Annotated in this window: 20 protein-coding genes and 1 pseudogene; 14 read left to right on the forward strand and 7 right to left on the reverse strand. The window is 54.7% G+C overall.

Features of this window, described 5'->3' with window-relative positions:
- Nucleotides 1-36 precede the first annotated feature (36 nt).
- Nucleotides 37-336 carry a hypothetical protein gene (locus tag A7P95_RS11430; protein ID WP_156503458.1) on the reverse strand — a complete coding sequence of 100 codons (300 nt, stop codon included), beginning with the start codon at nucleotides 334-336 and terminating at the stop codon, nucleotides 37-39.
- On the opposite strand from A7P95_RS11430, the gene lgt reads away from it, so the two are divergent.
- The 3 genes from lgt (at nucleotide 325) to A7P95_RS01480 (ending at nucleotide 2,793) form a co-directional block, all read left to right on the forward strand.
- Nucleotides 325-1,191, forward strand: coding sequence for a prolipoprotein diacylglyceryl transferase (gene lgt / locus A7P95_RS01470; RefSeq protein WP_067590046.1), 867 nt, complete (start codon nucleotides 325-327; stop codon nucleotides 1,189-1,191). The genes A7P95_RS11430 and lgt overlap by 12 nt on opposite strands.
- A gap of 161 nt (nucleotides 1,192-1,352) precedes the next feature.
- Entirely contained in the window at nucleotides 1,353-2,291 is a 939-nt protein-coding gene (locus A7P95_RS01475) for a D-2-hydroxyacid dehydrogenase (protein ID WP_067590049.1), read from the forward strand.
- Nucleotides 2,292-2,406: 115 nt separating this feature from the next.
- Nucleotides 2,407-2,793, forward strand: coding sequence for a hypothetical protein (locus A7P95_RS01480; RefSeq protein WP_067590052.1), 387 nt, complete (start codon nucleotides 2,407-2,409; stop codon nucleotides 2,791-2,793).
- Between the two features lie 248 nt (nucleotides 2,794-3,041).
- Here the strand turns inward: A7P95_RS01480 and A7P95_RS01485 are convergent, their stop codons facing one another.
- Nucleotides 3,042-4,205 (reverse strand): 5-(carboxyamino)imidazole ribonucleotide synthase, encoded by a 1,164-nt coding sequence (locus tag A7P95_RS01485; RefSeq protein ID WP_067590055.1) that lies wholly within the window; start codon nucleotides 4,203-4,205, stop codon nucleotides 3,042-3,044.
- Nucleotides 4,206-4,593: 388 nt separating this feature from the next.
- Here A7P95_RS01485 and kdsA point away from each other — a divergent pair, with 388 nt between their 5' ends.
- The 11 genes from kdsA (at nucleotide 4,594) to A7P95_RS10975 (ending at nucleotide 14,034) form a co-directional block, all read left to right on the forward strand.
- Nucleotides 4,594-5,445 (forward strand): 3-deoxy-8-phosphooctulonate synthase, encoded by an 852-nt coding sequence (kdsA, locus tag A7P95_RS01490; RefSeq protein WP_067590058.1) that lies wholly within the window; start codon nucleotides 4,594-4,596, stop codon nucleotides 5,443-5,445.
- Nucleotides 5,446-5,466: 21 nt separating this feature from the next.
- Nucleotides 5,467-5,865, forward strand: coding sequence for a DUF4870 family protein (locus A7P95_RS01495; protein WP_082890666.1), 399 nt, complete (start codon nucleotides 5,467-5,469; stop codon nucleotides 5,863-5,865).
- Between the two features lie 87 nt (nucleotides 5,866-5,952).
- Nucleotides 5,953-6,612 carry a uracil-DNA glycosylase gene (gene ung / locus A7P95_RS01500; RefSeq protein ID WP_067590061.1) on the forward strand — a complete coding sequence of 220 codons (660 nt, stop codon included), beginning with the start codon at nucleotides 5,953-5,955 and terminating at the stop codon, nucleotides 6,610-6,612.
- A gap of 11 nt (nucleotides 6,613-6,623) precedes the next feature.
- Entirely contained in the window at nucleotides 6,624-7,313 is a 690-nt protein-coding gene (locus A7P95_RS01505; RefSeq protein ID WP_067590064.1) for an energy-coupling factor ABC transporter permease, read from the forward strand.
- A 278-nt stretch (nucleotides 7,314-7,591) separates the two neighbouring features.
- Nucleotides 7,592-8,992 carry a DEAD/DEAH box helicase gene (locus A7P95_RS01510; protein WP_067590067.1) on the forward strand — a complete coding sequence of 467 codons (1,401 nt, stop codon included), beginning with the start codon at nucleotides 7,592-7,594 and terminating at the stop codon, nucleotides 8,990-8,992.
- 299 nt (nucleotides 8,993-9,291) lie between these two features.
- Nucleotides 9,292-10,683, forward strand: a complete 1,392-nt coding sequence (dnaB, locus tag A7P95_RS01515) for a replicative DNA helicase (RefSeq protein ID WP_067590070.1) — start codon at nucleotides 9,292-9,294, stop codon at nucleotides 10,681-10,683.
- 60 nt (nucleotides 10,684-10,743) lie between these two features.
- Nucleotides 10,744-11,415, forward strand: coding sequence for a GspH/FimT family pseudopilin (locus A7P95_RS10965; RefSeq protein WP_281179398.1), 672 nt, complete (start codon nucleotides 10,744-10,746; stop codon nucleotides 11,413-11,415).
- 20 nt (nucleotides 11,416-11,435) lie between these two features.
- Nucleotides 11,436-11,996 carry a type IV pilus modification protein PilV gene (gene pilV, locus A7P95_RS01520; protein ID WP_082890668.1) on the forward strand — a complete coding sequence of 187 codons (561 nt, stop codon included), beginning with the start codon at nucleotides 11,436-11,438 and terminating at the stop codon, nucleotides 11,994-11,996.
- A 5-nt stretch (nucleotides 11,997-12,001) separates the two neighbouring features.
- Nucleotides 12,002-13,090 (forward strand): PilW family protein, encoded by a 1,089-nt coding sequence (locus A7P95_RS10970; protein ID WP_082890669.1) that lies wholly within the window; start codon nucleotides 12,002-12,004, stop codon nucleotides 13,088-13,090.
- Complete coding sequence (locus A7P95_RS01525) at nucleotides 13,072-13,590, forward strand: pilus assembly PilX family protein (RefSeq protein WP_067590072.1); 519 nt, start codon at nucleotides 13,072-13,074, stop codon at nucleotides 13,588-13,590. Before A7P95_RS10970 ends, A7P95_RS01525 begins: the two co-directional genes overlap by 19 nt.
- Nucleotides 13,591-13,605: 15 nt before the next feature.
- Nucleotides 13,606-14,034, forward strand: coding sequence for a type IV pilin protein (locus tag A7P95_RS10975; RefSeq protein WP_082890681.1), 429 nt, complete (start codon nucleotides 13,606-13,608; stop codon nucleotides 14,032-14,034).
- Nucleotides 14,035-14,109: 75 nt separating this feature from the next.
- Here A7P95_RS10975 and pheT read toward each other — a convergent pair whose 3' ends face one another.
- The 5 genes and pseudogenes from pheT to pheS all read right to left on the reverse strand — a co-directional run bounded on the left by pheT (nucleotide 14,110) and on the right by pheS (nucleotide 19,466).
- Nucleotides 14,110-16,470: a phenylalanine--tRNA ligase subunit beta gene (pheT, locus tag A7P95_RS01530; RefSeq protein WP_067590073.1), complete on the reverse strand. Its 2,361-nt coding sequence runs from the start codon at nucleotides 16,468-16,470 to the stop codon at nucleotides 14,110-14,112.
- A gap of 183 nt (nucleotides 16,471-16,653) precedes the next feature.
- Nucleotides 16,654-16,989: a DpnD/PcfM family protein gene (locus tag A7P95_RS01535; RefSeq protein ID WP_067590076.1), complete on the reverse strand. Its 336-nt coding sequence runs from the start codon at nucleotides 16,987-16,989 to the stop codon at nucleotides 16,654-16,656.
- Between the two features lie 17 nt (nucleotides 16,990-17,006).
- Entirely contained in the window at nucleotides 17,007-17,780 is a 774-nt protein-coding gene (locus A7P95_RS01540; protein WP_067590362.1) for a DpnI domain-containing protein, read from the reverse strand.
- Nucleotides 17,781-17,788: 8 nt separating this feature from the next.
- Nucleotides 17,789-18,388 (reverse strand): annotated as a pseudogene (locus tag A7P95_RS01545) (DNA adenine methylase); the annotation flags it as partial.
- Between the two features lie 85 nt (nucleotides 18,389-18,473).
- Nucleotides 18,474-19,466: a phenylalanine--tRNA ligase subunit alpha gene (pheS, locus tag A7P95_RS01550; RefSeq protein ID WP_067590079.1), complete on the reverse strand. Its 993-nt coding sequence runs from the start codon at nucleotides 19,464-19,466 to the stop codon at nucleotides 18,474-18,476.
- Nucleotides 19,467-19,502: the final 36 nt, after the last annotated feature.

A 19,502-nucleotide genomic window follows, 5' to 3' on the forward strand; every position in this document is an offset into this window, starting at 1 on the left:
TCCGGCCTCCCGCCGGCTGTTGGAAAAAACGGCCTATCATACCCAATCCTCGCCGCGAGTTAAAGCCGCATCGAAAGCGGCGCCGGAGGCTACCTGAAATTCCGCAAGCCGCCGTAACCTGAACAGAAGTTTTTCAAACCAAGAAAAAATGATTGCCGGAAAATTTTTCAGGTAGCCTTTGGCCACCGCGGGCAGGCTATCTGAAAAACAGCAAACCATTGCGCCCATTCCTAACCCAATCCGTTTTTTCTTTACTTCCCGCTCGTTATTGCCGCCCGCCAGATGCGCTATAATGCGCCCTTTTGTTTCACCTGCGGTTCCCCTATGCTTATCCATCCCAATTTCGACCCCGCCATCTTCACGCTCGGCCCGCTGGCCGTCCGCTGGTATGCCGTCAGCTATATTGTCGGCTTTGCGCTGTTTATGTGGCTGGGGCGGCGGCGCATCCGCCAGGGCAACAGCGTGTTCACCAACCAAACGCTGGATGATTTCCTCACTTGGGGCGTGGTGGGCGTGATTGCGGGCGGGCGGCTGGGCTATGTGCTGTTTTACCAGCATACCTATTATTTTGCCCACCCGCTGGAGATTTTGAAGGTGTGGAACGGCGGGATGTCGTTTCACGGCGGCTTCCTCGGCGTGGTGATTGCCGGGCTTTTGTTTGCGCGAAAATATCAAATCAACCCGCTGAAGCTGGCGGATTCGATTGCGCCGTTGGCGCCGCTGGGCTTTGCGGCGGTGCGCCTGGGCGGCAATTTTATGAACGGCGAGCTCTGGGGGCGGGTAACGCGGCCGGATGCTTTCTGGGCGATGGGTTTCCCGCACGCACGCAGCGAAGATTTGAAGCTGGTGGCGGAGCAGCCGCAGGTATGGGGGGCGGTGTTTGAGCAATACGGCATGCTGCCGCGCCATCCTTCTCAGCTCTATCAGTTTGCGCTGGAAGGGATTTTGCTGTTTGTGGTGCTGTGGTGGTTTTCCAAAAAGCCGCGCCCGAGCGGGCAGGTGATGAGCCTGTTTCTGCTGGGCTACGGCACGGCACGCTTTATTGCCGAATTCGCCCGCGAGCCGGACGAGTTTCTCGGCCTGCTGTATCTCAACCTTTCCATGGGGCAGTGGCTGAGCCTGCCGATGATGGTGTGCGGACTGCTGGGGATGGTGTATTTCGGGCGGCGCACACCCTTGCAGCCGAGTTAAAGGCTACCTGAAAACCTGAGGCTACCTGAAAACTGTTTTTCAGGTAGCCTTTCGTTTACCCAAATCAAACGCAGCACCCGCCGCCCGCCCCCGTTTCGCGCTATACTCAACCCGCAGCGGCACCCCAACCCCAGCCGCCCCACCCACCCAAGGAGCCCGCCATGAACATCGTCTTCCTCGACCGCGACACCCTCCCCGCCCGTCCGCTCGTTTTCAACTTCCCGCACACCCTGCGCGAATACCCCGCCACCACCCCCGAAGAGCTCAACCAACGCCTTGCCGGCGCCCAAATCGCCATCACCAACAAAGTATCCATTCGCGCCGAACACCTCGCCGCCAACCCCCAGCTCAAGCTCATCGCCGTGGCCGCCACCGGCTTCGACCACATCGACGTGGCCGCCGCCAAAGCTGCCGGCGTTACCGTGTGCAACGTGCGCAACTACAGCAGCGAAAGCGTGGCCCAACACGCCTTCATGATGCTGCTCGCCCTCATCCGCCACCTGCCCGCCTGCATGCGCGACATCGCCGCCGGCGCCTGGCAGCAGTCCCCCCAATTCGTCCACTTCAACACCCCCATGCACGACCTCGGCGGCAAAACCCTCGCCATCTTCGGCCGCGGCAACATCGGCCGCACCCTCGCCGGCTACGCCCAAGCCTTCGGCATGCACATCCTCTGGGGAGAACACAAAAACGCCGCCGCCGTGCGCGAAGGCTACACCCCCTTCCAAACCGCCCTCCAACAGGCCGACGTCGTATCCCTGCACTGCCCCATGACCCCCGACACCCGTCACATGATCGGCGAAGCCGAGCTGCGCCTGATGAAGCCCGGCGCCATCCTCCTCAACACCGGCCGCGGCGGCCTTGCCGACGAACAAGCCGTGTTCCAAGCCTTGCAGCAAGGCCGGCTCGGCGGCGCCGGCTTCGACGTGCTCAGCCAAGAGCCCCCGCGCCAAGGCAACCCCCTGCTCGCCCCGCTGCCCAACCTCATCGTCACCCCCCACATCGCCTGGACCAGCCAGGAAGCCCTGCTCAACATGACCGAAATCCTCGAAGCCAACATCAACGCCTTCGCCGCCGGTCAGCCGCAAAACGCTTTGTAACCGCAGGGATAAAATTTTCAGGTAGCCTGTTTGCGTTAAAACACAGGCTACCTGAAAATCAAACTTCAATATAGCCGCTGCCAAACTGGCACCACCTTGTCCACACATCCAAACCATGCCCGCCTCCCGCAAGCTCCAATACGCCCTCAGCTTCCTGCTCGGCGCCACCGCAGCCACAGCCACCCTCTTCATCCTCTCCGCCCACTATTCCGACTACCGCCGCCGTGCCGAAATCCAACGCGAAATCCAACTGCTGCAACCCCTGCAAACCCAGCTCGCCCAAGAGCTTGCCACCGGCGGCATCCGCAGCAACCTGCCAAGCATCCAACGGCAACACCCCGCTGTGCGTGCCGTAAGCCGCGACGGCTGGATACTGCTCGCCACCCCGCGCTTCGGCCAAAGCGTGCTGCTCATCCCGCAGCAGCAGAACGGCCAAACCGTTTGGCAACCGCACTACAACGACGTGGATCAGGTAATCAACAACAAGGCTTTGTGTTTCTAGCTCCGGGCGGCAAAAGGCTACCTGAAAACGATGTCTTGGCGCAGCCAAGGCTGAGTTTCTGCGAAGCTAAAACAGAATAATCGGTTTTCAGGTAGCCTTTAATCCACCCAAACAAAAGCCGGCAATACACAGCTTGTAGACATAAAAATTTCAGGTAGCCTATTTGCACCGCATCCAGGCTACCTGAAAAAACAGGGCAACCGTTTCCGGCTGCCCTGTTCATTCTTCCAAAATTCATTGGCGCAACGCTATTTTCCCTTGCGCTGCAACTGCCGCTGCAATTTGTGCGCCAGCATAAAAGCGATGTCGGCAGACTGGCCGGAGAGCACGGTGAAATGCCCCATTTTGCGGCCAGGGCGCGCGTCTTTTTTGCCGTAGAGGTGCAGGTGCACATCCGGGCGCTGCAAGAGCGGCTGCCAGTTTACCTTGCCGTCGGGCAGCCACACGTCGCCCAGGAGGTTGGCCATGCTGCAGCAGGAGAGCAGGCGCGTGTCGGCCGGCGGCAGGCCGCACATGATGCGCACCTGCTGCTCAAACTGGCTGCTGGCGCAGGCATCAAGCGTGTAGTGGCCGGAGTTGTGCGGCCGCGGCGCCATTTCGTTCACAATCAGCTCGTGGTCGGCGCCAATCACGAAAATCTCCACCGCCAGCACGCCGATGTAGTTGAGGGCGTCGGCCAGCTGGCAGGCCATGGCCTGGGCACGCTGCTGCACTTCGTCGGGCAGGCGGGCGGGCACGATGGAATAGGCGAGGATGCCGTCTTCGTGGCGGTTTTCGGCGGGCGGGAAGCATTTCACCTGCTGGTTGTTCAGGCGGCACACGATCACGGAAATTTCGGAATGCAGGTTGAGCATTTTTTCCAGCACGCAGGGGACTTTGCCCAGCTTCTCGAAGGCGGTGCGGGCTTCTTCGGGGGTGGACACGCGTATCTGGCCTTTGCCGTCGTAGCCGAGCATGGCGGTTTTCAGCACACCAGGCAGCAGCGGCTCCACGGCTTCGTCGGTGAGCTCTTCGGCGCGGGTAACGGGCAGGTAGGGCGCGGTTTTGAGGCCGGCTTTGGCAATCCAAGCTTTTTCCTGGATGCGGTTTTGGGTGATTTCCACGCAGTCACCGCTGGGGCAGACGCGGGTTTCCGAAGCCAGCGCGCGCATGGCTTGGGCGTTGACGTTTTCAAATTCAGTGGTGATGGCGGCGCAGGTGGAAAGGTCGGCCAGCGCGCCCAGGTCGTCGAAAGGGGCGCAGATGTGTTTGTCGGCCAGCGCGGCGGCGGGGGCGTGGGGATCGGGATCGAGCACGGTCACGCCGTAGCCCATCTGTTTGGCGGCCACGGTAAACATTCGCCCCAGCTGGCCGCCGCCCAAAATACCCAGCATGGCGGGCGGCAATATCGGCAATTTTTTCGCTTTGGTCATGATCTGCTTTCTGCGCTGCGGGCGCGGTCTGAGCCGGTAACAAACGCCAGCCTGTTTCGTTCTTTCTGACGAAAATCGCGGCAAAGGGCAAGAGCCTGCAGCGTTTTCCGGCCTCGTTCCGGCAAGGGCTGGCGGACGGCGTATTGTACTCAAATATCGCGGCCAAGCCTAGGGCGGCTGCGGGCGGGCGGAGCGAATCGGCTGTTTTCAAACAAACTCTGCGCCCGATAGAGGCTACCTGAAAAATCCTGCGGAGCATTCCCACTGCGCTTTCAGGCGCAGCCTTGCCGCGGCCCGATGATTTTCAGGTAGCCTCCTTTACCGCCGCCAAACATTCCCCGCCCGCCTTTTCCGCTATAATCCCGCCATCATCTTTCAGGATCACGCTATGCAAACCGCCCTGCCCCAAATCCCCCTCCACGGCTTCACCATCGCTAACAACCGACCCTTCGTGCTGTTCGGCGGCATGAACGTGCTGGAAAGCCGCGAGCTGGCGCTGGAAATCGCCGCCGCTTATGTGGACATCTGCCGCCGGCTCGACATCCCCTATGTGTTCAAAGCCAGCTTCGACAAAGCCAACCGCTCCAGCCTGCATTCCTTCCGCGGCCCCGGCTTGGAGCGCGGCCTGCAATGGCTGGCGGAAATCAAAGAAACCTATAATGTGCCGGTTATCACCGACGTGCACGAGCCCTATCAGGCCGCGCCGGTGGCTGAAGTGGCCGATATTTTGCAGCTGCCCGCCTTTTTGAGCCGCCAAACCGATTTGGTGTACGCCATCGCCCGCACCGGCGCCATCATCAACGTGAAAAAGGCGCAATTCCTCGCCCCGCACGAAATGCGCCACATCATCAACAAATGCCTGGAAGCCGGCAACGACAAAATCATCCTGTGCGAGCGCGGCTCCGCTTTCGGCTACAACAACCTGGTGGTGGATATGCTCGGCTTCGACAGCATGAAGCAGATGAACGTGCCCGTGTTTTTCGACGTTACCCACAGCCTCCAGCAGCCGGGCGCGCGCAGCGATTCGGCCGGCGGCCGCCGCGAGCAGATTGTTACCTTGGCGCGCGCCGGCATGGCGGTGGGCTTGGCCGGGCTGTTCCTCGAAGCCCACCCCGATCCCGAGCAGGCCAAGTGCGACGGCCCCTGCGCCCTGCGCCTGGGCCAGCTCGAGCCCTTCCTGCGCCAGCTCAAGCAAATCGACAGCCTGGTGAAAGGCTTTGCCGAGCTGGATACGCATTAACCCAAGAAAAGGAGTGCCCCCATGGATGCCCAACAACCTGATTCCGCCTACCCGCCGCCCAGCGTGATTTCGCCCACGCCCGAGCAGCGCAACTATATGTATGTGATCTACGGCCTATACGCGCTGGGGCTGCTCAGCTTCGCCCTGCCCACAATCGTCGGCGCCATCGTGGCCTACGTGAAGCGCGACGATATGCGCGGCACGATTTATTTCGACCACGTCCAATTCCTGCTGCGCACCTTCTGGGGCAGCCTGATCGGTTTGGCCGTGAGCGCCCTGCTGATCATCACGTTTATCGGCATGATTCTCGGCGTGCCGCTGTTTTTCTTGGTATGCCTGTGGTATCTCTTCCGCGTGGTGGCGGGCATCGTGCGCCTGATCGACAACAAGCCCGTTAGCGCCGAAAGCTGGCTGATATAAAGTAAAAGGCTACCTGAAAATACCCATTCCCATTTTTCAGGTAGCCTCACGATTTTCAGGTAGCCTCACAAACCACAAGGACGCATCATGCAAACCTGGCACCAAGCCATCGGCGCCGAAAAGCAGCAGCCCTATTTCCAGCACATCATCCGCAGCGTGCGCCAAGAGCGCGAGGCCGGGCAGATTGTCTATCCGCCCGCCGCCGACGTGTTCAACGCCTTCCGCGCCACCGAGTTTGACCAAGTGCGCGTGGTCATCCTCGGGCAAGACCCGTATCACGGCGCCAATCAGGCGCACGGGCTGGCCTTTTCCGTGCGCGAGGGCGTGGCCGTGCCGCCGTCTTTGGTGAACATCTACAAAGAACTGGCGCAAGACATCCCCGGCTTCGTTATCCCGCCGCACGGCTGCCTGCAACGCTGGGCCGAGCAGGGCGTGCTGCTGCTCAACACCGTGCTCACCGTGCGCGCCGGCCAGGCCCATTCCCACGCCGCATTGGGCTGGGAAACCTTCACCGACCACGTGATCAGCGTGCTGAACGAAGGGCGCGAGCATTTGGTGTTTATGCTGTGGGGCAGCCACGCGCAGAAAAAAGGCGCCATCATCAACCGCGCCCGCCATCTGGTGCTCACCGCGCCGCACCCCTCGCCGCTCTCCGCCCACCGCGGCTTCTTCGGCTGCCGCCACTTCTCGCAAGCCAACGCCTATCTGCAACAACACGGCCTGCCGCCGATTGATTGGCAGCCTTAAAGCGCAATGCCATGAATTTCCCCGCCCACTGGTTTCCTGCGCCCGCCCTGCTGGCTGCCAACGTATTGTGCCTGCTGCTGTTTGCCGCCACGCTGCGCCCCGCCCTGCCCGCTTTGAGACAACACGGCCGCACGGCGCTGCTCGGGCTCACGCTGGCGGCCTTGTGCTGGAGCCTGCGTGCCGCGCCTACCGGCGGGCTGCTGGAAGGCATCGGCTACTACCTTTTGGGCGTTTGCCTGCTTTCGCTGATGGTGGGCATACCGACGGCGTTTTGCCTGCTCGCGCTGCTGCTGCCGCCATATGTGTGGCTGTGGCAGGGCGCGGAACATCTGCCCGCAGTCGGCTTGCAGATGTTGGCGGGCGTGCTGCCGCCGCTGCTTGCCGCCGCGCTGGCGCGGCGTTTGGTGCAGAAGTTGCCGCGCAATCTGTTCATCTTTATTTTTGTGAACGGCTTTTTCGCTGCCGCCGCCGGCATATTGCTGAGCGGGGCGGCCACCGGCCTGCTACTGTATGCGGCACATGCCTTCGCCGCGCCGATACTGCTGAGCTCGGTGCTCCCGGTATTTTTCCTCATCGCCTGGGGCGAAGCCTTCCTCACCGGCCTGCTCACCGCCATCTTCGTCGCCCTCGCCCCGCAGCTCATCACCACCTTCTCCGATGCAGACTATCTCCAGGCAAAGCCCCGGCAGATTTGGAAGTAGCGCGAGCATCCGCATCGAAGCCCGGGCTTAAGTACCGCTCAAAACGATAGCCCAAGGCTCAACCCGGCGGCGGCTCAGGCTACCTGAAAACCCAATTTTCAGGCAAAATATAGCCCTTCCAGACGCACCCCGTTTTTTTTCAGGTAGCCTGTTTCCCCGCAAACCGGCTCCGCCCCAAACGCAAGCAGCACACCGCCCGCCCAATCGCCGGGCACGCCGTGCCGCTTCCCCATTCCCGCCGCTGCCGCCCGCCGCCGCAGCCGCCACACGGAGCACCTATGAACCCCTTCACCAACCTCGGGCTGTCGGCCGAAATCACCGCCGCCCTGGCCGAACAAGGCTACGAACAGCCCACCGCCATCCAAACCGCCGCCATTCCCAAAGTGCTGGCCGGCCACGATTTATTGGCCGCCGCCCAAACCGGCACCGGCAAAACCGCCGCCTTCATGCTGCCCAGCCTCGAACGCCTGCGCCGCTACGCCACCACTAGCACCTCCCCCGCCATGCACCCCGTGCGCATGCTCGTGCTTACCCCCACGCGCGAGCTGGCCGACCAAATCGACCAAAACACCGCCGCCTACATCAAACACCTGCCGCTGCGCCACACCGTATTGTTCGGCGGCATGAATATGGACAAACAAACCGCCGACCTGCGGCGCGGCTGCGAAATCGTCGTGGCCACCGTCGGCCGCCTGCTGGATCATGTGCAGCAGAAAAACATCCGGCTGGATAAAGTGGAAATCGTGGTGCTCGACGAAGCCGACCGCATGCTCGACATGGGCTTTATCGACGACATCCGCCGCATCATGCAAATGCTGCCCAAACAGCGCCAAACCCTGCTGTTTTCTGCCACCTTCTCCCCGCCCATCCGCAAGCTGGCGCAAGATTTCATGCACCAGCCCGAGCAGGTGCAAACCACCCCGCAAAACACCACCAGCGCCAGCGTCGAGCAGCACATCATCGCCATCGACACCATACAGAAGCGCAACCTGCTGGAACGGCTGATTGTGGATTTGCACATCAACCAGGTAATCGTGTTCTGCAAAACCAAGCAGAGCGTCGACCAGGTGGCGCGCGATTTGAAGCGGCGCGGCCTCAGCGTTGCCCCCATTCACGGCGACAAATCGCAGCAAACCCGCTTGGAAACGCTCAACGCCTTCAAAGCCGGCGAACTGCGCGTACTGGTGGCCACCGACGTGGCCGCACGCGGGCTCGACATCGCCGAACTGCCCTTCGTCATCAACTACGAAATGCCCACCCAGGCTGAAGATTACGTGCACCGCATCGGCCGCACCGGCCGCGCCGGCGCCGAAGGTGTGGCCATCTCCTTGATGGACGAAGACGAACAGAAAATGTTTGAAGCCATCAAAGAGCTGATCGGCAAAGACCTGCCGGTGGAGCGGATTGAAGGCTTCGAGCCGCGTTGGTGGCAGCGCCAGCAGGAAGACAGCCGCCCCGCCGCCGAGCGCGAACCCGCCCGCGAAGCGCGCGAACCGCGTGCCGGCCGCCGCAGCGGCGCCAAACCCGAAGCCGCCGAGCGCCGCAGCCGCAATGCCGAACGCGGCAGCCAAACCGACAGCCCCGCGCAAGAATGCGGCCGCATTCCCGGCCGCCGCCACCGCAGCCGCCGCCACCGCCCGGTGTGCGCGCTGGTGCAGCCGAACTACGGCGTACGCTAATCCGCACACGCACGCGATTCCGACAAAAGTGACGGGCTTTGTCAGTCTGCCGCCGCACGCACGCTTCAGGCTACCTGAAAAATGTTTTCCGCATCGGGCAACACATCTTTTCAGGTAGCCTGTTCCGATTAACCGAAGGCCTGCCGGCCAATGCGGCCGGTGCAATTCTTTCATACCGGGCAGCCGGTCGAAAACGGAACCAACAGCACGCCGCAGGAAGCAAAATGCCTGGGGCCATGCCGTTTCTCCACCGCGCCCACCACCACGCAAATACCTGTTTTCAGGTAGCCTCACACGCCATGGACAACTTAGACCAAACCAACGAAAACCTCGCCCTGCCCCCGCACTCTATGGAAGCCGAGCAGTCGGTGTTGGGCGGGCTGATGGTGGATTCCTCCGCCTGGGACCGCATCGCCGGCACCGTATCCGAAGAAGATTTCTACCGTTACGAACACCGCCTGATTTTCCGCGCCATCGCCCATCTGGCCGAGCGCAACCGCCCCGCCGACACCATCACCGTGGAAGAAGTGCTGCAACGCGAAGAAGTGCTGGAAGAAGCCGGCGGTTTCGGCTATCTGGTGGATTTGGCACAAAATACCGCCTCCGCCATCAACATCGCCCGCTACGCCGAAATCGTGCGCAGCCGTTCCATCATGCGCCAGCTCGCCCAAGCTGGCACAGAGATTGCTAGGAATGCTTATAATCCGCAAGGCAGAGACGTCAAACAAATGTTGGACGAGGCGGAAGCCAAAATCTTTAAAATCGCCGAAAGCACCAGCAGAGTGCAACACGAATTTTTAGAGATGCCTGCCATGCTGAAAGAAGCCATCGCCAAAATCGACAAGGCTTACTCAAGGGAAAATAAAGACGATGTAACCGGCATTCCAACCGGATTCATCGATCTGGATAAAAAAATAGCCGGGTTGCACGGCGGCGATCTCATCATCGTGGCAGGGCGTCCGGCAATGGGGAAAACCGCATTTTCACTGAATATCGCGGAAAACGTCGCTATCAGTACGCACCTGCCCGTTGCCATCTTCTCGATGGAAATGGGTGGCGTGCAACTGGTAATGCGTATGCTCGGTTCGGTTGGGAGGCTGGACCAGAGCATACTCAAAACCGGTCAATTGCAAGACGAACATTGGGCTAGGCTCAATGAAGCCTTACACAAACTGTCGGATGCCCCCATTTTTATCGATGAAACCCCTGCCTTGACTTCGCTGGAAGTTCGCGCGCGCGTGCGCCGGCTGGCTCGAAGGAAAGGCAATTTGGGTTTGGTGGTGATCGACTACCTGCAGCTCATGAGCGGCAACGGCGGCCACAACAGCAGCAACCGCGCGGCGGAATTGGGAGAAATCTCCCGCTCGCTGAAATCGCTGGCCAGAGAATTAAATATTCCGATTATCGCCCTCTCCCAGCTGTCGCGTACCGTCGAATCACGCACCGACAAGCGCCCCATGATGTCCGACTTGCGGGAATCCGGCGCCATCGAACAGGATGCCGACCTGATTATGTTTATGTATCGCGACGAATACTACCATCCCGATACTGACAAAAAAGGCATGGCCGAATGCATCATCGGCAAACACCGTAACGGGCCCACCGGCAAGATTCCGCTGATCTTTACCGGCGAATTCAGCAAATTTGACAACGCCGTACACAGCGGGCATACTTATTTCACTGAAGAATAAGAACAATCCTTTCGGCTTGCCCACCTTTTCAGTGCCCTTATCCCATTAAAAGTGATGGCCATGAAGACACGACAAAACACCCAAGGTTTTACCCTGATAGAACTGATGATCACCATAACCCTGATCGGGATTATGGCTACCATTGCTATGCCAAGCATGAGTAATTTCATTGCCAACCAACGGCTGGGCAATAGGATCACTCAAGTTACCACGGCTTTCCGTTTCGCTCGAGCAGAAGCCGTGCGGAGAAATGAACCGGTTCTGATTTGCGGGGGGATTACCTTAAAATCCGATGGCAAACCAAATAATGGTTGTGATCAAAACGGCAACTCTTTGTTGGCCTTTGTAGATAAAAATAGCGACAATAACTATCAAAGCAGTATTACCCAAGGCAGCAATGGTGATATTGACTTGCGTTCTGTTTTAATAGATAGGGATAATATCCAAATTCACATATTGGATACTGCGTTAAATTTAAAACCTGTGCCGCCAACCAGCAAATTCCGCTTTATCTTCCAACCTAATGGATCTTTTGGAACGAACAACAACGGGGGAGCAGCTGCCTATGGTTATACGGATTCTTACGTTAGAATCTCTGCCAATGATGGTACACGAGTTCGCATGGCACTCATTGCACCAAGTGGTCGTGTGATTACCTGCAACGCCTCCATACCATCTACAGAGTTTAGCAACCTTCAAGCAAGCAGCTATAAAAACCTCTGTGCCCTCTAAAATTCACTTAAGGGATCTTCATGATGCTCCATAAAAACAAACCAACTCTGTTACCAGCACGCTCAATACGAGGAAGTACCCTTCTTGAGGTATTAATTTCTGTGTTTATCATGGCCTTCGGTATCATGGCATTGATGTTGGCTCAACTGAAATCCGTCAGCAATGTACGCGAAGCAGAAATGCAAACTCGTGTTGCACAAGCTGTCCAGAACCTCTCTGCCGGCATGCTAAGCAACCCAGATACTATCAGTAATATAGGTTCCCTTAATGCAGCCACGACCAAATTAAGCTATACCCGCTACAACACAGCTGCGCGTAATGTAAACGTGACCACCGCTCCGGTAGATATTGACGTATGTGGAATACCGGATAAAAATGGCGGTGTAAGCAATACAGAGTTAGCTGCATGTCATACCAAATCTTTTGCAACAGAACTACAAAACGCCCTACCTAACGCTACAGCTATCTCTTATAGCATTGAAAGCAAAAATGCTACAACAACCATTAAGGTTAACTGGACAGAAAGCAACGGAGACAACGACAGTTTCCAATATAGCTACAGCGCCGTTGTAGGAGACTAAATACTATGCAAATCCGTACTCAATCTCCAATATTCAAACAAAGAAATTTCCTGTCTGTAAGAAAGCCATCCGGTTTTACTCTAATTGAATTCATGGTGGCTAGTGCTTTAGCTCTTGTTGTATTACTGGCTATCGGTGTGACCTACGGTATTACCAGTAATATGCGCAATGCATCGGAAAATCGCTTGGCCGCACAACAGGACTTGCGTAATGCTTCCGAATTATTGCTACGCGATGCACAAATGGCTGGATCATTCGGCTGCTTTAATATGGGTAATTTGCTAAATAAACAAATGCCTGTATCACCTAATTCAAGCACAGGCTTTCACTCTGCTGCAACTGGCGTTCGACTGATACTTAACGACCCGGATTATAGTGGTATCAGCATCATGGATAATAATGATGCGAAACATGTTTTAAACGTAGCAGGGTTTCAGCCAACAGCCAACTCTCCTGTATTAGTGTTCTCTTATGGGCAAAATCTAACCCCCGTTACTGGGTCAGGACCTCATACTGCTACTGGAGTAACACAGGAATTACTGAACACAGCCTCAAGCAATGGCCCAGTTGCACTATCTTCATGTGCACGTATGTATATTGGTAATGGCAGCGCCCTCAATGTAGATGCAGGGCGGCAGACTATCACTATTAATAATTCATTCGGTGGCTCTTTAGTTTCTAACTTTAGCTCTGCTGGCTCCTTCTATCTCCCGCAGACCACCTTATCACAGGTTCAAAGTGTTGCGTATGCTGTTGGCCGCATCCCTAATGCCAATACGGCCGATGCACTTTATCGTTTCACACTGACCCCCAATGGGACATGGGGAAACCCACAACTGATGGCAGCTAATATCCAGAGTATGCAGGTAAAGCAACTTTACGCTGGTTGTAATAACTCCAGTACAGATGTTACATTTTCCAACGACCGCTCTACTTTAGCCAACCTGCCTAATGTTACTCGTATCTCTATGCTGCCAGCGATTGTTGAAGTTCGACTGCAGCTTACCGAAAACCAAAAAACTTATGGTTCAGTTACTCAGTATTTAATCCGTGCCAATGTCCGGGGAGGAAACGTATGCGCCAATCAATCCTAAAAAAGAATCAAGGTTATACTTTATTTATTGTATTGATTATGATGCTGGTAATTGCAGTGATTGTGGTGGCCAGCATGCAATCTACCAATACGGAAATGCGGATCAGCTCAAACGAAGCTGATAGAAAATATGCATTCTCCCTTGCCGAGCAAGCGCTTAGGGCGGGCGAGCAACGCATCGTTGAAGTGAAGAACCAGGCTTTTGATAAAGTTACCAATAGCACAGAATGTAAGGATGGTATCTGTGGAGAGAAGGCTTCTGAGAATACACCTGTTTGGAAACGCACCGATACAGTAAACCTAAATGAAAATGGCAAAGGACGTCATTGCCTAAATACTGGCACGAAAAACATTAATAACGCCTGTTATATGGTGGAACGCTTAGGCGAAACAGCTGACTCTCGATATGCACATGTGTTCCGTGTAACTGCTCGTGCTTGGGGTGCTAATGAAAATACCGTAGTAACTCTGCAATCGTATGCAGAATATTCAGGTAAATAACAAACTGGATAAACCATGAAAACCCAAACCAGTGGATTCTCTTTATTAGAAGTTTTGGTTGTCGTGGCAATTGTCGGCATATTAGCTGCCATTGCCATGCCATCCTATCAATCGCATGTTGAAAAAACCCATTTAGCTGCTGCTAAAAATAATTTAGTGAATATAGTTTCGCAAATGCGGCGCAATAAGCTGCTCAATAATGGTAAATACAGTATTACTGGCTTAACTAGCTTAATTAACGCCCAAAATAGTGATACAAAAAGTAGATATACCTTTATTGCTGGCAACTCTAATATCAACGACTACTTTGTCTATGTTCAGCCACGCCAAAGTAACTTCACTAAATCGCTTTATATAACTGCCGCTGGCACTGTGTATGAATGTAAAAGCGTAGCTGCTGCTCGAAGCCGATCTTCTTCTGATTGCACATTATCCAGTCGCTAGGCTTTGAACAATATCGTAAACAAACTAAACGGGCTACTCTCTACTGAGTAGCCCGTTTCATCAACCAGTTAAACACTACCGCAGCTGCCCGCCTACAGCATGGGCTGCGGTAATGAGTTTCTCCACCACAGGCTCCACTGCATCATCCGTCAGCGTCTGCTCGGCATCCTGCAAGATTACCTTCACCGCCATACTCTTGCTATTTTCAGGTAGCCCTGCGCCGCGATACACGTCAAACAATGCAATCTCCCGAATCAGCGGGCTTCTTACTTCATGCAAGGCTGCCAGCAGTGCTTCATGCGTTACCGCTTCAGGCACCACGAACGCCAAATCGCGGCGTGCCGGCTGGAATTTCGATACCGCCTGATAGCGCGTTTTTTCGCGTTCCAACACGGCTGCCATGTCGATTTCAAAAACCAGCGGTGCTTGCGGCAGGTCGTATTTTTGCAGCCATTTCGGATGCAGTTCGCCGACAAAACCGATGACTTGGCCGTCTGAAACGATATTGGCAGCACGGCCGGGATGCAGGGCGGGATGTTCGGCTGTGACGAACTCAACCGCTTTGTTTTTCAATAGATTTTCCACATCAGCCTTGATGTCGTAAAAATCCACGTTGCGCGTTTTCTCGCCCCACTGTTCGGGCATCGCCGCGCCGTACCACAGGCCGCCGATGCGCTCGTTTTGGACAAACAGGTCGTCTGAATCTTTGCTGAACACGCGGGCGATTTCAAACACGCGCACGCGGTTTTGCTTGCGGTTCAGATTGTTTTGCAGAATTTCCACCAAGCCGCCGATGAGCGTTGAACGCATCACGGCATATTGCGCTGCCAGCGGATTTTGCAGGCGGATGGGGTTGGCGTTGGCGGCAAAATCGAGTTCCCACTGCTCGTCAACGAAGGCATAGCTGACCACTTCGCGGTAGCCGCGCGCCGCCATTTCGTTGTAAACGGCAAAACGCGGACGGCGGGTTTCGGGCAGTGCCAGCATTTTCAGACGACCTGAAGTGTAATCGTTGGGGATGTTTTCATAGCCGTACACGCGGCCGACTTCTTCAATCAAATCGGCTTCGATTTCAATGTCGAAACGGAAGCTCGGCGCAGTAACGCGGAAACCGTCCGCCGTTTTTTCAGGCTGCAAACCCAAATGCTGCAAAATGGTTTCCACCTGTTCGGCAGGAATGTCCACGCCCAACACGGTTTTCAGACGACCCAAACGCAATTCGACCTGCTTCGCTTCAGGCAATTCGCCCTGCGCTTCCACCATTTCGCCTGCCTCACCGCCACAGATTTGCAAAACCAATTCGGTGGCGCGTTCGATGGCATCCGCCTGCAAACGGTAATCCACGCCGCGCTCGAAGCGGAACGATGAATCCGAACCGAATCCGTATTGGCGCGATTTGCCGGCGATGATTTCAGGCGCAAACCAAGCCGCTTCCAACACGATATTTTGCGTGTCATCTGAAACCGCGCTCGCCTCTCCGCCCATCAGACCTGCAAGGCTCAACGCGCCTTTTTCATCAGCAACCACAAGCGTGTTATCCGCAAGCGTTACGGTTTTCTCGTTCAGGCATTCCAAGGTCTCGCCATTCAGCGCGCGACGGACAATCAAGCTTCCCGACAGCTTGTCGGCATCGAAAACGTGCATGGGCTGACCGATTTCCAGCATCACATAATTGCCGATGTCCACCAACACGGAAATGCTGCGGATACCGCTGCGCTCCAAACGCTGCTTCATCCAATCCGGCGTAGCCGCGCGCGCGTTCACGTTTTCAATCACGCGGCTGATAAAGCGGCCACAGTCGGCAGGTGCGTCAATGCGGACGGCCTGTTTTTTGGTGCTGCTTACAGGGGTCGTCTGAATCGCAACGGGCGAGAATGCGCACTGCGTCAGCGCAGACACTTCGCGCGCAATGCCTTTGATGCTCAGGCAGTCGGCACGGTTCGGCGTGATTTTCAGCGTGAAGACCGTGTCGTCCAAATCCAGATATTCGCGGATGTTTGCGCCGACAGGAGCGTCTTCAGGCAGAATGTGCAACCCGTCCACGCCGTCATCAGGCAAACCCAATTCATTGGTGGAACACAACATCCCGTTCGACACCACACCGCGCATCTTGGTCGGTTTGATTTTGAAATTGCCCGGCAACACCGCACCCGGCAGCGAACACGGCACTTTGATGCCCACTTTCACATTCGGCGCACCGCACACAATCTGCAACAACTCGCCCGTACCCGCATCGACTTGGGTAACGTTCAAACGGTCGGCATCCGGATGCTTTTCAACGGATTTCACTTCGGCAACCACCACGCCCGTAAACGCAGGCGCGGCAGTTTCCGCTTCTTCCACTTCCAAGCCGGACATGGTCAATAAATGTTCCAGCTTATCGGCGGAAAGTTCGGTATCGGCTTGGGTTTTCAGCCATGAGTAGGAGAATTGCATGTTATGTTCTCAATCAACTAATTAACTTTTGTTTTATCGGGTTTTGTTTTCAGACGGTTTGTTTAAGGCTACCTGAAAATGTGCAGGCTGCTTTTGGGGTTTCGGATAGCCTTTGGTCAAACTTATTCTATTCTTGCAGCAACCCGCGCTATTTAAGGGAAGAATTAAACAGGTAATGACTTTTTATTTGTGCATTTCCACTATATTTTTTAATACTAGAACAGAATGAAAAATATGATTTTTCGGAAAACCATTACTTTCATAGTCTTTTTGTTCATCTGCTTCAAGGTAATCTACAACTAATTTTAAATGCTTCATATATTCATCAGGTAAAACAACTTTTGATATTAGGCTATTTGCAGGAAAAAAATCTTGAAAACTAAAATCATCAGCATCTAGAACTATTTCTTCACCGTTATATCTCTCTTTTGCCACACTAAGTGCATCGGTTAAGGTTTCTGCTTCAATAATGACATTACGGCTAAGAATTTCTCTAACTTCAATCTCAAAAAATGCCATATTTAGCTTTCCTTTCATTAAATAGCAATTTTTCGATACTGTCCGCGTGCGGTAAACTCAATCACATTTTGGTCGCGCAAAATCTGCAACTGCTGGCGGATTTTATCCTTAATATGGTTATTTTCAGGAAATTGAATCGCCAATTGCTGTTCAAATTCGTACATCTGTTTCAAATCAAATTTTTCAGGCAATCTTTCAATACACTTCATAACAGCCAGCAACCATCCTTTGGCTGCTGTTTGCTGTTGCCGCAAAAATAGATTGGCTCTCCATTGTTCGCGCACCTGTTCGGGTTCTATTATTTGCGCTTTATCGACCAACAGAATTTTGCCACTTTCGGGCAAGCTACCAATATTAATAGTACAGCCAACCCAACCTGCACGTTTCGCCGTTTCCGGTAAAGGATTACGGCGGATAATCATATCAGCGGTTATAAAATGTTTGGGCACAAGCATCAGTTGCTGCACAGAATAATCGGCTTTCCGATAGGACAGAAAAAAGAAATTGGGATTATCGTCAGCCTGAATGCGCTCAATCATGGTTTGATAAGCACCGTCATTAACCACTTTCCCTGCCGATTTTCCATTTTTACTTTTTAACTCAAACTGTTCTCCGCATTGCGGACATAAAAAATCCTGTACGGGACGGTTATTCTGTGCTTTTCCTATCGGCTTGCAACCGCAACTTGGACAATAAATATTCTCTCCCATCCAGCCTTCAGTCAGTACCCGCACAATTTGCGAAGCACTTTTATAACCTTCTGCCAGACTTGTGTTAAAACGAAGGTTCATTGCATTTGGTCCTTGGCGTACGCAGTAAACGAAGCCGTTTCACTCAAAGGCACATAGGGCGGATCGCAATACACCATATCGTCCGCATCTGCCCGGTTCAAGGCCGTCTGAAAATCACCGCACATCAATTCGATACGGTCGGATTTGTCAATAAATCCCTGCATTTCTGTTTCAGGGAAATACAGCGCGGTATAACGCCCGAACGGCACATTGAATGCACCTTTATTGTTATACCTACACAACCCGTTAAAAGCGTGGCGGTTCAAATAAACAAACAGTGCCGAACGCTCGATCACATTTCGACTGCTATTAAACTGTTCACGCAATTCGTAAAAACGGCTTTCACAATTGTTTTTAGCGGCAAAAAACGTTCGTACATAATCAATAAACGACTGCCTTTCCTGTTTCAGCGTTTGAAACAGACCGATAAGGTCGGAATTGGTATCGTTTAACAAATAAGCATCAAATTCCAATGCTAAGGACAAGGCCGCCGAACCCGCAAACGGCTCAATCAAGCGTTTGCGCGTACGCGTGGGAAAATTTTCTTGAATGAACGGCACCAGCTTTGCTTTACCGCCTGCCCATTTTAAAAAAGGTTTGTTGGTCATGAAATTAGTTTACCGGTTTGGTTTTTCAGACGGCCTACCAAATCTATGGTGCAGGCTACTTTTTCGTTTCAGGCAGCCTGCACAATCATTTCGCAAACTGCTTCAAAAACCCCAAATCGTTATCGAAAAACAGCCGCAAATCGTTCACGCCGTAACGCAGCATGGCGAAACGGTCGAGGCCGATACCGAAGGCGAAACCGGTGTATTTTTCGGGGTCGATATTCACGTTTTTCAACACGTTGGGATGTATCATGCCGCAGCCGCCGACTTCCAGCCATTTGCCGTTTTCGCCCATGATGTCGATTTCGGCGGACGGCTCGGTAAACGGGAAGAAAGACGGACGGAAACGTACCTGCAAATCATCTCGTTCAAAAAAACAGCGGATAAAATCGGTGAACACGGCTTTCAAATCAGCGAAAGTTACGCCCTCTTCCACCCACAGACCTTCGGCCTGGTGAAACATGGGCGAGTGTGTGGCATCGCTGTCCACGCGGTAAACGCGACCGGGAGCAATGATGCGGATGGGCGGCTCTTTTTTGTCGAGCATATAGCGGATTTGAATCGGGGAAGTGTGCGTACGCAAAACATCGCCGTTTTCAACGTAGAACGTATCCTGCATGGCGCGGGCAGGGTGGTTTGCGGGAATATTCAGGGCTTGGAAGTTGTGGAAATCGTCTTCGATTTCCGGGCCGTCTGCCACTTCAAAACCCATGCCGTGAAAGAGTTCGACCACGCGTTGCAAGGTCAGGGTTACGGGATGCAGACCGCCAGTTTCTTCGCCACGGCCGGGCAAGGTAACATCCAGCGCTTCGGCGGCAAGCTGGGCTTGAAGTTTGGCTTCGGCCAGCTCGGTGCGTTTGGCATCGTAGGCTACCTGAAAACGCTGTTTGCATTCGTTGATGTGGGCGCCCACGGTTTTGCGCTCTTCGGGCGGCATTTTGCCAAGCTGTTTGAGCAGGGCGTTGAGTTCGCCGGTTTTGCCAAGGTATTGGGCTTTCACCAGCTCGAGCGCCTGCTGGTCGGCGGCGGCCTTCACGGCGGCAATGCCGGCGGCGGCGATTTGTTCTGCGTTTTGCATATTGAGAATAGAGAATGAGGCCGCTGCGGATTAGCT

It is taken from the genome of Eikenella longinqua (assembly GCF_001648355.1).
Taxonomy (GTDB): Bacteria; Pseudomonadota; Gammaproteobacteria; order Burkholderiales; family Neisseriaceae; genus Eikenella; species Eikenella longinqua.